The 14,879-nt window shown below is 45.6% G+C and carries 12 protein-coding genes; 3 read left to right on the top strand and 9 right to left on the bottom strand.

The genetic code is table 11. From position 1 onward, the window contains the following. Positions 1-5: 5 nt before the first annotated feature. Together BEL05_RS18045 and BEL05_RS18040 are read left to right on the top strand one after the other, a co-directional pair. Positions 6-755, top strand: a complete 750-nt coding sequence (locus BEL05_RS18045; RefSeq protein ID WP_069672016.1) for a ribonuclease H family protein — start codon at positions 6-8, stop codon at positions 753-755. An 88-nt stretch (positions 756-843) separates the two neighbouring features. Beyond that, entirely contained in the window at positions 844-1,038 is a 195-nt protein-coding gene (locus tag BEL05_RS18040) for a DUF4250 domain-containing protein (RefSeq protein WP_028762192.1), read from the top strand. A gap of 24 nt (positions 1,039-1,062) precedes the next feature. Here the strand turns inward: BEL05_RS18040 and BEL05_RS18035 are convergent, their stop codons facing one another. Then, complete coding sequence (locus BEL05_RS18035) at positions 1,063-3,054, bottom strand: DNA topoisomerase III (RefSeq protein ID WP_069672015.1); 1,992 nt, start codon at positions 3,052-3,054, stop codon at positions 1,063-1,065. 267 nt (positions 3,055-3,321) lie between these two features. On the opposite strand from BEL05_RS18035, the gene BEL05_RS18030 reads away from it, so the two are divergent. Further along, entirely contained in the window at positions 3,322-3,585 is a 264-nt protein-coding gene (locus BEL05_RS18030) for a hypothetical protein (protein ID WP_069672014.1), read from the top strand. Positions 3,586-3,603: 18 nt separating this feature from the next. On the opposite strand, the gene BEL05_RS18025 is transcribed toward BEL05_RS18030, so the two are convergent. The 8 genes from BEL05_RS18025 to BEL05_RS17990 form a co-directional block, all read right to left on the bottom strand. Then, complete coding sequence (locus tag BEL05_RS18025) at positions 3,604-3,789, bottom strand: hypothetical protein (protein ID WP_069672013.1); 186 nt, start codon at positions 3,787-3,789, stop codon at positions 3,604-3,606. 435 nt (positions 3,790-4,224) lie between these two features. Further along, a complete protein-coding gene (locus BEL05_RS18020; RefSeq protein ID WP_069672012.1) occupies positions 4,225-6,342 on the bottom strand; it encodes a methyl-accepting chemotaxis protein in 2,118 nt (705 codons plus the stop codon). A 356-nt stretch (positions 6,343-6,698) separates the two neighbouring features. Further along, complete coding sequence (gene purF / locus BEL05_RS18015) at positions 6,699-8,213, bottom strand: amidophosphoribosyltransferase (protein ID WP_069672011.1); 1,515 nt, start codon at positions 8,211-8,213, stop codon at positions 6,699-6,701. A gap of 100 nt (positions 8,214-8,313) precedes the next feature. Then, positions 8,314-8,802, bottom strand: a complete 489-nt coding sequence (locus tag BEL05_RS18010; protein ID WP_028762198.1) for a CvpA family protein — start codon at positions 8,800-8,802, stop codon at positions 8,314-8,316. A gap of 263 nt (positions 8,803-9,065) precedes the next feature. Beyond that, positions 9,066-9,644, bottom strand: a complete 579-nt coding sequence (locus BEL05_RS18005; protein ID WP_069672252.1) for an SPOR domain-containing protein — start codon at positions 9,642-9,644, stop codon at positions 9,066-9,068. Positions 9,645-9,676: 32 nt separating this feature from the next. Then, a complete protein-coding gene (gene folC, locus BEL05_RS18000; RefSeq protein ID WP_069672010.1) occupies positions 9,677-10,927 on the bottom strand; it encodes a bifunctional tetrahydrofolate synthase/dihydrofolate synthase in 1,251 nt (416 codons plus the stop codon). Positions 10,928-11,031: 104 nt separating this feature from the next. Continuing rightward, on the bottom strand, positions 11,032-11,817 hold the full coding sequence (gene truA / locus BEL05_RS17995; RefSeq protein ID WP_028762201.1) for a tRNA pseudouridine(38-40) synthase TruA: 786 nt from the start codon (positions 11,815-11,817) through the stop codon (positions 11,032-11,034). A 161-nt stretch (positions 11,818-11,978) separates the two neighbouring features. After that, positions 11,979-14,831, bottom strand: coding sequence for a FimV/HubP family polar landmark protein (locus tag BEL05_RS17990; RefSeq protein ID WP_069672009.1), 2,853 nt, complete (start codon positions 14,829-14,831; stop codon positions 11,979-11,981). Between the last annotated feature and the right edge of the window lie 48 nt (positions 14,832-14,879).

Genomic DNA, 14,879 nt, shown 5'->3' with positions numbered 1-14,879 from the left:
ATAAGATGGCAAGCAAATATTATGTAGTCTGGGCCGGACGTGAAACAGGCATTTTCACCAGCTGGCCGCAAACTAAAGCCTTAGTCGACGGTTTTGCAGGCGCACGTTATAAATCATTTAGCACAGAAGCTGAAGCAAAAGCTGCCTTTAGTAAAGGGGCGAATTTAAGCACTAATTCAAAGAGTAAGGTCTCATCAAAAAAAGCTTCACAACCGAATAGCAGTGCTCTACCGGACAGTGATGTTGACATTTATACTGATGGCGGATGTGAGCCCAACCCAGGCAAAGCTGGCTCAGGCCTAGCGCTATACCGACGCGGAGTGCTGGCAGAGCTGTGGTATGGGTTATATAACGCTAACGGTACCAACAATACCGCTGAGCTCAACGCCCTGCATCAAGCGTTACTGATGGCCAAGACTGAACTGAATATAGGAAATAGCGTTCATATCCATAGTGATTCGCAATATTCGTTAAACTGTATCACCAATTGGGCTTATGGCTGGAAAGCCAAAGGTTGGAAAAGAAAAACCGCTGGCGACATCGCCAATCTCGCGATTATTCAAACCGCCCATGCGCTTTATGATGACATCAAGTCACAACTGAAAATCTCTCACGTAGCCGCACATGTTGGCATTGAGGGTAATGAGCTGGCTGATAGGATGTCAATCTATGCCATTGATCAACAAGATACTGGGTTTCGCCAGTACCCGGAACCAATTGTTTTGGCAGATATATTAAGTTTGCGTGCAGGATAATCTGCAACAAAATCGCTAAAGATATTGGCATCCCGCTACCTACTGGGCTACACCTAAACAACAGCCAACTAGATAGCGAGCCGTCACAATGGATTATCAATTGTCTCAGCTTAGTGGCGATGTGCTGTTAGGCATCGTCAACGAGCAATTACGTTTGCACTGCCACGACAGAGAAGCACTTTACTATGAGCTTGATATTGCGAGTGAACTATTAGAGCAAAAATTAAGTGAAGCAGGCTTTAGTTACGACCCTATTAGCAATCAATTTAAAGGTACTGGCTAACGGATAAGACGATTGCCAGCAACCTTAAGCAGGCCTTTTTCGCCGTCCTTTTGTGGCGTTAGTATAGCTTTGTCCACCAGATTTAGCCGCTGAGTTTTTTCCACTATAACGACGCTTTTTAAACGGTGCAGCCGTGCTCTTTACCCCCTGTAATGATGTCGGCAGTTGCGCGCCGGCTTGCTCAATGAGCTGCGTAAGCGAGGTGACTAATGGGGTCATAAAGCTTTGATACTTTGATTCTTTACGGCTAATTGCATTAAGATGACTTTCCCAAAGTGCGGTCATATCTGGGGTGCTCGCTGAAAGTGGCAAACTGTTTATCAATCCCTTACCCACCTCTGTTGCGACAATTGATTTCCCCTGTCGCTGCAAAAAACCCCGTTTAAACAACAACTCAATAATACCTGCTCTGGTGGCCTCAGTGCCTAAGCCGTCAGTCTCTTTTAATATCTTTCGAATCTCAGGATCTGTCACATAGCGGCTAATCCCTGTCATTGCGGCTAACAAAGTCGCATCGCTAAAAGCTTTCGGTGCTTGGGTATTTTTTTCTACTAATTCGCCTTGACCAGATTGAAGCAATTGCCCTGTAATTAACGGTGGCAGTTGTTGCAGCGACTCAGTGTCATCATCAGTTTTTGACTGACCATTACCTCTTTGTGGAAACAGCTTTTTCCAACCTAACGCTTTGTCTTGTTTAGCTTTGGTGGTAAATCGACCATTAGCAATATCCACAACGACCTGTGTTTCATGGTACTGATATGGTCCATAAAATTGTGCTAAATACTGACGTGCGACCTGCAAATAGATCTGTTTTTCACCTTGAGTCAGGCTAGACAGATTGGCCACTTTTTCAGTTGGAACTATCGCATGATGAGCATCAACCTTTTTATCATCCCAGGCTTTGGACTTGATGCTGCAATTGGGTGCATCAACGCCTTGTACTAATTCACTGGCCCCCTTAAGTACAGCATCGACCACTTTTGACGCTAAAGAGAACTGCTCTTTAGGCAGGTAACGGCTATCTGAACGAGGATAGGTAATGAGTTTATGTTTTTCATAAAGGGACTGACAGGTATCCAATACTGTTTTAGCGCTCATGCCAAAGCGTTTTGCGGCATCTATCTGCAGCGCTGACAAACTGTACGGCAGTGGCTGATTTTGCTGCTTATCTTTGCTTTGCAGATCCATCACCACGGCCTGTTGCTGGCTAATGCGATTGACAACATTTTCAGCTAACTTCTTAGATAGCACCCGACCATCTTCATCCATATAGGGCTGACATGCTTCACTTGGCTGCCATTTGGCCTGAAATGCCTCGCCCCTATCGGTCGTTAAATTGGCCAGTACTTCATAAAAAGGTTTGCTAACAAAATTGGCAATCTCCTCATCACGGCGAACGACTAACCCGAGCAGAGGTGTTTGCACCCGCCCAACGGATAACACCCCTTGATAACCCACTTTACGCCCCTGAATGGTATAGGCGCGAGTCATATTCATGCCATAGAGCCAATCAGCACGGGCGCGGGCTAATGCAGAGGTTGATAATGGAATGAACTCTCGATTACTACGTAGCTGACCCAAGGCACGCTTTACCGCTTGTGGGTTAAGGTCGCTAATAAGTAGGCGTTTGGTTTGGTTGAGTTTGTCACCTTTAACCCCTAAGTGGGCAATCACCTCATCAACCAGTAGTTGTCCCTCGCGATCAGGATCACCTGCATTAACCAAGACACTCGCCTGTTTAACCAAGCCTCGTAATACCGTTATCTGGCCTCTGGTTTTAGCCTTTGGCTTCATTTTCCATTGCTGAGGAATAATAGGTAGATGTTCGAACTTCCAGGATTTAAACGCCGGGTCGTAACTATCAGGTTCAGCTTGCTCAAGTAGGTGACCAATACACCAAGAAACACAATCACCGTTTGCGGCGGTGATAAACCCGTCCCCTTTTTTATGGGGTTTTGGTAACACTTCGGCAATGGCTCGCCCTAGACTGGGTTTCTCGGCAATGTATAAGATCATAAATTGGCACAATCACTGTATAAATTACCAGTAACTTTAACCTAGGAATTGTGAGACTGCAAACACAAGCTCGCGCTAATTAGCGTCTTAGCACCATAATAGGACGAGTCCCTGTCAGAGTGATCTATGCTATATGCTCTTTGGTAAACCCCTGCTTGCGATGATTACATTAGCAAAGATATTTATCTGACAATGTAAATACAGTTGAGAACTATTATCATTTGCGGGTATGGTAGACATCTCTTAAAGCACTTAACGGACATGACTATGCTAACCCCTGTACTAACTGATCAACCCCGTTTGGACCAATTGGTGATCTATCAGTTCCTCGCCACATGTGGTTTGCTTATGCTTGTTGTACCGCTAATTGATACTAGCCCTTGGACTCAGTCACTGCTGGTGACGCTAGTCATTCCTATAACGACCCTAGCGACCTTAATCGGCATTTTTATCAAGCAAAGTATCAATCGCTGCACCATTACCCTACTGTTTTCAATTTGGTTACTCGTATGGGGAGTACATCTTGTCTAACTCGCTAACACAGCTAAGCTATATAAAGAATTTTGCCGTTGCAACGCCTAAATATTGGGTCAATAAATGAATTTCACCACTTGCCTTATGGGCGCGTTGTGACACTAAACTGCTGTTTTCAGCCATTTCAGAAATGACCACAATACATCGTTCAGCACCCTCTCCAGCGGCTAACTCAGCCACCTCAAAAATCTGATGGCTCATCAAGGATGATTTGACAGCTGATGTTGAATATTTTTAAGCGTATCGGTCATTTTCATTGATAGGCTTACCGTCTCTTGGCTGATCGCGACGCTTTATGTAACTGATGTGGTTACAGCGACATCGACTATTGCAGTGAAGTGAGCATCTGTTTAATTTGTTCTGTGCTTTCTGCCAGAACAGTTTTTACCAGCCCCAAACACTACAAGGTAGACAACAGTGTAAAACCAACGCTTTATTAGATATTTACCGTTGGCAGTTTGCGTTATCTGCGGATGCCTTTAACAACACAAAGACCCAATGATGAGATACGGGTTTTCATTGATAAGACGAGCATGCCATCTTTTGAAAACCATAAACAGTAAAGCCCATGCTCAATCATGAGCATGGGCTTTACTTGTCGACTAAAGGGTTAATCGTCTGTGTATTCAATCACAACTACGTCTTGAGCTTACCAAGTTGCTGATGCTGCTGCGCGACGAGATCGGCCAAACTGACGCTGCTAGCTTGCGCTTCATCAGCAAGACGCGCCAATTCCGATGCAGAGTCTGAAATACCAGTTATATTACGATTAACTTCCTCGGTGACAGCACTTTGCTCCTCGGCTGCCGTCGCGATATGAGTGACTTGGGACGAGACCTCCTCAATTTGAGAAACTATCGTATTGAGTGAGCTTAACGCCATCTCAGTCTGTTCTACCGCCCGTTGTGCCCCATTAACGCCTTGGTCTATGATATTAGACGCGCTGTTGACTTCCCGCTGCAGCGAATCAATCAGCTTACTGATCTCATCGGTAGAGCTTTGAGTTTTGGAAGCTAATGCCCGAACCTCATCGGCCACCACAGCAAAGCCACGCCCTTGCTCACCCGCACGAGCGGCTTCAATCGCCGCATTCAGCGCTAGTAAGTTTGTTTGCTCTGCTATCGCACTAATTACTTCAAGAATCTTACTAATGTTTGTGCTGCTTTCTGCAACCTTACTGACCGCCTCTTTAGCAAGCAATGACTCTTGCGACATATGTGTCACATAACTCATCGCCTGACTTAAACTCTCTTCGCCACTTTTGACATTCGCGGTCATCGCTTCGGTTTCCATCGCAGTCTGCTCAGAAGCCTTAGCAACTTCGAGTGCTGTTGCGCTCATCTCATTAACCGCGGTAACAACACTCTCTATTTCACTGTATTGTCTATTCACACTCTCACGAGTTTGCTCGGCAATACCCGCTGCGGTTTGACTCTCTCCTTGAGAGCGCTCTGCAAGTTCTTTAAGCTCCGCGATAAGCAACCTTAGCTTGGTAATAAAACCATTAATACCGCTGCCTAAGGCAATGAGTTCAGCGTGAGACTCAACCGTAATGGTCTGAGTTAAATCACCTTCGGCACTCGCCAAGTTTTCAACCCGACTTTGAATCACCTTGAGCGGCGCAATAATACTGCGGATCACTATGCTGATGGTCACCACCGCAATCACAGACACAATACTACCAACGATGAGCAATAAACTCCCTAAGGAGGCAGCCATCTCTTGCATCGCGATATCCATCGCCATGGCAGCTTTATATGCATCCTCTTTCGACACTTCGACAATTAAAGACCACTCAGCCCCCGCAACGGGAATAGCGATAGGATAGGCAACAACTATATTATCGCCACTGTCGAGGTATCCACCATTTTTATGTAGTGATTGGTACTGGGTCGCCTGAGACGCGGGTATCGACTCTGCTAGCGGTCGTGCTTTTTTAGTATAATGACTTGCGGCAACAATCAAGCCTTTTTGGCTTAATAGTGTCACCTTAGCTTTGCCTTGATATAAGCTATTGGAAAGCTCGTCGATCATTTTTTGAAAAATAGGTAGGTTTAAATCGGCCCCCACCAGTCCTATAAATTGATTATTGACCACGACAGGTACGGTCAATGATGTCATCAACTCGTTATTACCCGGTGTGATCTCATAAAGATAGGGCTCCATTAAACAAGGTTTTTTCTTGTCCTTAGCACACAGATACCACTCGGCTTCTCTGATGCCAAACTCATTGAGGGTTTCAATGTACTTTTCTGCCGCATCATCCACTTGGTGATGCTCGACACTGCCGTCATCATTACGGGTAAAATAGATCTCTAGCGTCCCCACTTCAGGGACACTGTGCGCTTGGTCTGCGGTGTTATCGCTATCTAAGCCATCGTAGCCATTGACCTCAAATTGCGCATACAAAGAGGACAGTTGATCATTCTGTTTTAATATCCCTGCGGTAGCTTCAAGCACACCTTCTCGTGATAATGGCTTGGTTTCAGCAGTTTGCTCCATCATGCCCGCAAATGAAAATGGGATCCGGTAAGCTTCATTGATAAACCCAGCCACTCGTTCACCATACTCTCCCGCACGAGCACTTAAACGTTGCTGAGTCTCTTGATGTAATGCAGTTTCAACTTGATCCGCAAGCTGGGCATTTTTGTCGCTGAGTGACCACCATAAGCTAAATGATAATATCGCTACGATGACCAGAAACAGCATTGATGTTATCCAAAGTAACTTAGTACTGATAGACAAATGCTTCATTTAACGCTCCAGAGAAATTGAAAGTGTTACAGGTTGCAACCACATCAATAAACGTAGCATTTGTTTCAAAATAAACAAACAGATAAGCGACTTATTTATCATATTTGATCCAGTCGTTCTTATGACAAGTGGTTGACTAGAATGAGAGAACTAGCGTTAAACCAAAAGAATCATCATCGATAATTTAAAAATAAAATGTTGCGGTAACTATTCATTTGGTTCACGGACTGGTTTATGGGTGGCCAGCGCAACAGAAATAATGCGACACCCATAAAAAAATCGACTCAGTAAGGAGTCGATTTTTCAAGCGCTTTCATCAGCAACACATTAATTCAAGAATACGTAAACCTTGTCCCTTATGGATGACACACGTTATGTAGTTCTAAATTAGTGCCGATATCTTTGCTACGGTTAGCTTTAGCATCATCATTACGTAGTTGCGTTAGATGATCTAAATAAGCTTGGTCAACATCATTGGTAATATAACGTCCGTCAAACACTGAGGTTTCAAAACGTTTTATCTCTGGGTTTTGCTGACGTACGGCCTCGATAAGATCCTCTAAGTCTTGGAAAATAATACCATCTGCGCCAATAAGCTTATTGATCTCTTCAGCATCACGACCGTGAGCGATCAGTTCGCTTGTGGTTGGCATATCAATACCGTAGACATTAGGGAATCGAATTTCTGGCGCAGCTGACGCAAAGTAAACTTTCTTTGCACCGGCTTCTCGTGCCATCTCTATGATCTGTTCAGACGTGGTACCACGTACGATGGAGTCATCCACCAATAATACGTTTTTGCCTTTAAACTCTGCATTGATTGCATTAAGTTTACGACGCACTGACTTTTTACGCTCCTGCTGACCAGGCATAATAAACGTACGGCCAATATAACGGTTCTTCACAAAGCCTTGGCGGTACGGAAGATCCATATTACGAGCAATCTCAAGCGCAATATCGCATGATGTTTCAGGAATAGGGATTACCACATCGATGTCATGATCTTCCCACTGCTTCTTAATCTTCTCTCCTAGCATGGTTCCCATGTTCACACGACTGCCGTATACCGAAACTTTGTCGATGGTAGAGTCTGGACGAGCAAAATAAACATACTCAAAGATACAAGGAGAATAGCTTGGTGACTCGGCACATTGGCGTGTATACAGCTGCCCATCAAGTGAGATATAGATTGCCTCACCCGGCGCAACATCACGCATGGTTTCGAAACCTACAGCATCAAGTGCCACACTTTCCGATGCCACCATATATTCGGTGCCCTGCTCGGTTTCATGTTTACCCAATACCAGAGGACGAATACCAAACGGATCTCTAAATGCAACCAGACCTTGTCCAACAATCATTGCGGTAACAGCGTAGGCACCACGGGTGATCTTATGTACGTTTGTAATGGCATTAAACACTTCATCAGCGGTTAAAAACTGGCTTTCAGTGGTTTGCAATTCATCGGCAAGTAAATTCAGTAAGACCTCTGAGTCTGACGTGGTATTAACATGACGACGCTGCTTAATAAGACGCTCGTGCAGCTCCACGGTGTTGGTCAAATTACCGTTATGTGCCAGCGAGATCCCAAAAGGAGAATTAACGTAAAAAGGCTGAGCTTCAGATGCACTAGAGCTACCGGCTGTTGGGTAGCGAACATGACCAATACCCGCGTTGCCCTGCAGGCGTTGCATATGTTTTGGTTCAAATACGTCTTTTACCAGACCATTTGCCTTACGCAATCTAAATGCGTGACCATCCACTGTAACGATTCCAGCCGCATCTTGCCCGCGGTGCTGCAGTACAGTTAATGCATCATAGATTGTCTGATTAACCGATGTCCGGCCAACTATTCCGACGATACCACACATGGGTAGGTTTCCTCATTTTAAGATGTTCTGATAATTATTATGATTGAAAGTTGGCCACCTCTTAGAAAGGTTGACCTATTTCAGTAATGCTTTAGCATTTTTATATTTTGGGTACAAAGCTAGAGGTGTTTTCCACATAGTCAAAAAACCATTGGATAACCACTCCAAATTCGGGGACCAGCTGCGAGCTGCGCCACCAATCGGTATTGGGTGCTCCGGTAAAAGCATCCATAAAAAAGAGTATCGCGCTAACGACTAAGGCACCGCGCAATGCGCCAAAACAGAGTCCAAGTACACGGTCGGTACCAGACAAGCCTGTTTTAGCGACGAGCTGACCAATAAGATAATTAACGAGTGCACCAATAATGAGTGTCGAAACAAAGAGAATAGCGATGGCTACCCCGTTCCTTAACATCTCATCGAGGATCTGGGTAAGGTAAATGGCGAGGTCTTGATAAAACTGACTCGCGACGAAAAACGCTGCAAACCATACCACAAGTGACATAGCTTCTTTAACAAAACCACGAAGTAGACTAATTACAGTCGACACTCCGATGACAGCGATAATGGCATAATCGATCCAAACCATTGAATAATGTGATCCAGCATTAGCATTAAGACGGCGCGATCTTACCAGAGACTGAAGACATTCTCACCCCCAAAACACAATTTAAATGCCGCAAAACGTAAACAGATCTTTGTGAAACGATTTTACCAGACAAGTGAAAAACACTTTTCTGTAAAGCAGCGAAATGACACATAAAAAAGCCTAGCAATATCACTAGGCTTGGTGTAGAAACGCCCACAATTTGTTGGCTTTAAATACCAAGGCAATCGCGCGTGTTTATCGACTCACTGCACTGGGTTATAGGCAACAATAGCCGACTTCACCCCTGCGGCCTTATCAACCTCTTTTTGTAAGTTAAGCAGTTTGGTCTTAGAGATATCAGGCCCCACAAAGACTTTAGTTAATTGACCATCAACCGGCTTCACTGGAATGGTATAAGCTCTAAACCCTTTTTTTCTTAATTGGCTAACTAAGGCTTTCACGTTGGTCGCATTTTTGAAGCTACCTAACTGCAATGTATACGCTGGGCTAGCATCATTATTGACTATGTTTTTTTTAGCCTCGCTTGGACTCGACTTCTCAGCGTTTTCCGACACAGTTGCTGTATCGATAGGCGTTGTTTCAACCGTTTCTTGTTCAGTTGGCTCCCCTTCAACGAACTGAGCGGTTTGTTCAGATAAATCAATCAGCTCTATTGGTTGCGGTAAATCATCACTTTGCACTATCTCCGGGCGCAGTGGAATTTCGGCAAACTGCTCCTCTTGAAGCTGCTTCTTGCCATCTAGGATATCAGGCAAAAAGATAACACCTAGCGCCACCAGCACAATGACGCCCACAAGACGGTTTTGGAATTGACTAGACAATCGACTCTGTTTTTCTTCGGTCACATTCACACTCACTCTTGATCTAAATTCTTAAACTCTGCAACAGTGTAAAAGGAGCCAAACACAATTACCACATCGTCACTTAACATATCTTGATTTAATGCCTGCCATGCCTGATTCATTGAACCAAAATGGTTCGATGGCGTGTCGCCACTTAGATAACTGCCCAGTTCAATGGCATTGGCACTTCGGTCACAGTTAAGATCTGTGAAATACCAAGCATCGACACAGTCTTTAAGTGTCGTGATAACCGCTTGGCAATCTTTGTCTTTTAACATGCCACAAAGCGCCAGAATACGACGGCCTTTATGTGCCGCTAAACGAGACGCCAAATAAGCGGCTGCATGAGGGTTATGGGCGACATCAAGTAAAATCAACGGATGTTCACTATAGGTTTCAAAGCGGCCGGTTAGGCGCGCCTGCTGTAGGCTAGCTCTTACAGTGTCATGGTCAACCGTCGGCAACAACTGCTCAACAACGGCCAGAGCAGTAACGGCATTGGGCAGGGGCAATTGCGGCAGTGGTAAGCGATCAATTGATAATGATTGACCAGAGAATTGCCAATCGGATGTTTTCTGCTGATAAGTAAAACCACAACCAACGGCGCTGAGGTTTGCTTCAATTTCGTTAGCATAGTCGACAACCGACTGAGGCATATTTGGGTCGCCCACAATTGCTGGACGACATGTGCGAAAGACGCCAGCTTTCTCTCGGCCCACCAGTTCTCGCGTATCACCAAGATACTCTTGATGGTCAATATCGATAGCCGTGATGACGCTGATATCGGCATCGATGAGGTTGGTGGCATCAAGGCGTCCGCCTAAACCAACTTCTAACAGGACTAAATCTAACTTTGCGGCCTTAAAAACATATAAACCAGCTAAGGTCGCGTATTCAAAAAATGTCAGTGAAATATCACCTCTAGCCTTATCTATGGCACAAAAGGCCTCAATCAAGGCCTCATCACTCGCATCGATTCCTTCGACACGCACCCGCTCGTTGTATTTCATTAGGTGGGGCGAGCTATAAACGCCGACACGCCAACCCGCTTTCGCCATGACTTGTTCTATCAAGGCACAAGTGGTGCCCTTGCCATTTGTTCCCGCTACCGTCACTATTTTGGTGTTGGTCAATGTTGTTAACCCCAAGATTTTTGCGACAGCAGTGACCCGCGTGAGTCCCATGTCAATTTCAGAGGGGTGAATTGACATTAGATGCGCTAACCAAGCATCTAGACTAGAGTGATGATTTAGTGAATGCATAAAATACTCTATAAAAGACCAAATAAGACAAGATTAACTGTCGCCAAAAGTTATAAACCGCTAACAACCAAGCGCTAATTATCTGTCAATGTGAAAACGGTAAATTAGTCCAACATAAACAGTGGGCCCAGCGCAAGCTTAGGTAATTGGTGGAGCTCGGGATAGGTTACGTCGACGAGATACAGACCATTAGGTTTTGCCGTTGCCGCTGCTTGCGTACGGTCTTTAAGCGCCAATAACTGCTTAATCCAGCTAATATCTTGACGGCCATAGCCTATCTCTAACAATGAACCGACAATGTTTCGTACCATATGGTGTAAAAAGGCATTGGCCTTGATATCCACACAGATATACATGCCTTGGCGGGTAACATTGACCTCATGTACACAGCGAAACGGAGTATTCGACTGACATTGAATCGCACGAAAACTGGTAAAGTCTTGCTCTCCGAGCAGGTGTTGCGCTGCTTGGTGCATCTTGTTCTCGTCAATCACACCTGGGTAGTGACTCACCCCAGAGCGAAGAATGCCTGGGCGAAGTTGATGATTGTAAATCATGTAACGATAACGCCTTGCTGTTGCGGTAAATCGCGCATGGAACTCGTCATCAACCTCTTTTGCCCAACGCACGGCGATATCATCAGGCAGATTAACATTAACCCCTAAGGTCCAAGCACTCTCTTTACGAATGGCGTCGGTATCAAAATGCACAACCTGTCCGGTCGCGTGAACGCCCGCATCCGTGCGGCCAGCACATTGAATAGCGATAGGTTCATTGGCAACAATTGATAACGCCTTCTCTAATTGCTGCTGCACCGAATCAACTTCAGCTTGACGTTGCCAGCCAAAATAACGACTGCCATCATATTCGATACCTAATGCGACGCGCATGAAATGCCATCCCTTATCATAAAAGTAGTGTAGTAGGCGCGGGATTCTAGCATACGAACACGCCAAACTGGATAGTAAAAGGCGCATAACTCTAGGTAAATCCACCTCGGTTAGCGCATAAAAAACGGCGCCTTAGCGCCGTTTTTTTGAGAAACCTCGACTCAAAGCTCCTTCAATAGCCCTTGAGCCTCTTCCTGTTGGCGGTCATTACCATCAAGTTCGACCTCTTTTAGTAGCGCTTTTGCGCTGTCAACGTCATCAATTTCAATGTAAGCACGTGCGAGATCTAATTTGGCATTCACCGAATTCTCCTCGTCGTCCACATCCACCATCGATGCGCTTCCCATTAGGTCATCGAGTTCTCCCATGTCGACATCGAGCTCTTTATACTGATCTACATCAGCCACATCTTCATCGGCGTCGTTGAGTAACCTATCGATATCGATAAAGCCATTATCCTGTTGAAAGGCAGTTAAGTCATGTTCATTAACGGCGCGCGCAGGCTGCTTCTTCAGCTCCTGAGCATCTAACGCGGCCAGAGCTTGATCAACAGTTAGGTTGTCATCATCTTCTATATTTAGCGATAGTTCATCATCTGCGTCATCAGCATCCGCATGGCTAACCGCTTTGGTATCCGTGTCTAGTGCCAAATCGCCCATTGCAGCACTGTCCCACTCAAGCACGTTTTCATCTGCACGCTTACTGCCTTTTAAGTCGTTAAAGAATCCAGAGTCACGCGCGGATTTGTCTGCACCGCCATCTGCAGATTCTAAGTCGGCTAATAGTGCATCTAACGCTACATCATCAGAGCTGCCCGCAAGATCCACTTCTACAACATCATCAGCCTCAAGTGGCGCGTCAGACTCGGCTTCGCTGCTCTGTGGCGTATCAACCTTGTCAAGGTCGGCCAACAAGGTATCAAGCTCATCATCGCTAGCAGCTTCATCTGAGGAAATTTCACTTACGTCGGCTTCAACGACTTCACTGGTATCATCAGCTTCGGTGGCAGGTTCAGTGGCTGGTTGTTCCAGATCAGCGAGTAAACTATCCAGATCGTCATCCGATACAGCATCAGCTTCGATTTCAGCATCAAGTTCAGCGGCGATTAACTCGCTAATATCTTCACTGTCTGCTTCAGGCGGGTGACTTTCTGATTCAGTTGGCGTTTCAAACTCTGCCAAAAGCTGATCAAGATCCTCGACGGCATCACTGTCTGACACACTCGGTTGTGCATCTAATTCAGCGGCAATTTGTTCACTCAGATCTTCATTATCTGTATCACTACTTAGCGCCGATTTATCGTCGCTCGCAGGGATCTCGGTACTTTCAAACTCAGCCAATAAGCTGTCGAGATCAGCCTGTTCATCTGATGTCTCTGATTGGTCATCAAGTTCTGCCGCAATCGACTCACTTAAATCTTCATCCGTTTGCTCATCGGCGGCCGCTTCAGACATTTTAGGGAGATCAAATTCAGCCAGCAACGCATCCAAATCTTCCTCTTGTGCTTCACTCTCTACAGCCGTTTCTTCACTGCTATCTTGGGGCCTGTCTAAATCATTCAACAGCGCATCAAGATCCGTGTCATCAGTGGCTTCAGGTGTATCCTGGCTGTCAAAATCTGCCAATAATGAATCTAAATCATCTTCAGACTCAGCAGCTGTACTCGGCTTTTCGGCAGGAGTATCAAGGTCTGCCAATAGCGAGTCGAGATCATCTTCTTGTTCAGCTGACGAGTCGACCGCTTCGGCTGGCGTATCGAGATCGGCTAATAATGAATCTAAATCATCTTCTTGGTTGGCGTTAAGCTCATCCTCCTCTTGCTCACCCATCGCCTCAGCCCAAAGATCATCGAGAGATTGACCTTCCTCATCAGCAACATCCTCGGCAGGCTCATCGGCTTCAATGACCATATCTTGGGCCATATCAAGTTGGTCAGAGTCATCGGTTAAGTCGGCTTCAGGTGCCAATTGACTGGCATCAACACTCATCAATGAATCCAAAGAGTCTGATTCATCCTCAGTATCAAGGTGAACGGCCATCGCAGACGCTTCATCAACAGGCTGTTCGCTGGCCTCACTGATAGATGCCGGTTCTGCAACCGGCTTCTCTGTTTCACCCGCTTGATTTGCCTGCTTATCACTTCGACGTCTCAGCGCAAACCAAATACCCATTAGTAGTAAAAATGCCGGGATTGCTGCAGCAACAGCTAAATAGAGCGGGTTGCTCATCATGGTTCGCCAATCATCACTTGGTGGCTCCACAACTTCCTGAGCCATGGTTTTTTCTTGACGTAACGCCTCGAACTCTGACGTCAATACTGCCTTTTGCTCTTTTTGAATCAGTAATGCTTCTTCTAACTCGGCCACCTTAGCCGTTAACTCATCAATACGCCCTTGAAGCTGATTGGCGTCATTATTATTAAGGTCTAATTTATCTTGTGCACGGGCTAATTCATCGGTCAACGATAAGCTTTTTGCTTGTTCCGCTTCAAGCTTGGCCGTCAGTTCTTCAACCTGCTGCTGCACTTGAACACTGACCGTAGGTAAAGCTGGAGTATTGACTACTGCTTCAGGTACCGGAACAGGCTTGGCATTATCCGCTTTTGCCACCGGGCTTTTGGCTGTTTGCTTCCAACCTTTGTCACTCTGCTGAGCTTGCTGCTTAGCCAAACTATTGGGAATTGCTTGCATCACCTCTTTAGCAGGGATCAACAAAATCATGCCACGCTCTAAGCTGTTATAGTTGTCGCTTGAAAACGCATGAGGGTTAGCATCATAAATAGCGGCCATCACTTGATAAATGGAGACACTGGCATCAGGACGCGTTTTTTGAGCTATGCTCCAAAAGGTGTCAGCGGCAGTTGTCGGGCCATATTGGCGCAAGACCTGACGGCTCTCACCATCAGGCCCTGTGATTTTCAATGGCTCAGCGGCAGACAATAAGCCCGTCGTTGAGGTTAAAATGACTAATGCGCTGGCAATAATTCCAACAAGATGCGATGTACGAAAGTTCATCCTTTCTTCCCTTTCAAGCGATGTAATGCCGTGTTTTTACAGCATGCT

The sequence above is a fragment of the Shewanella colwelliana genome (assembly GCF_001735525.1).
Lineage (GTDB): Bacteria > Pseudomonadota > Gammaproteobacteria > Enterobacterales > Shewanellaceae > Shewanella > Shewanella colwelliana.
This window is presented reverse-complemented; position numbering and strand designations above follow the sequence as displayed.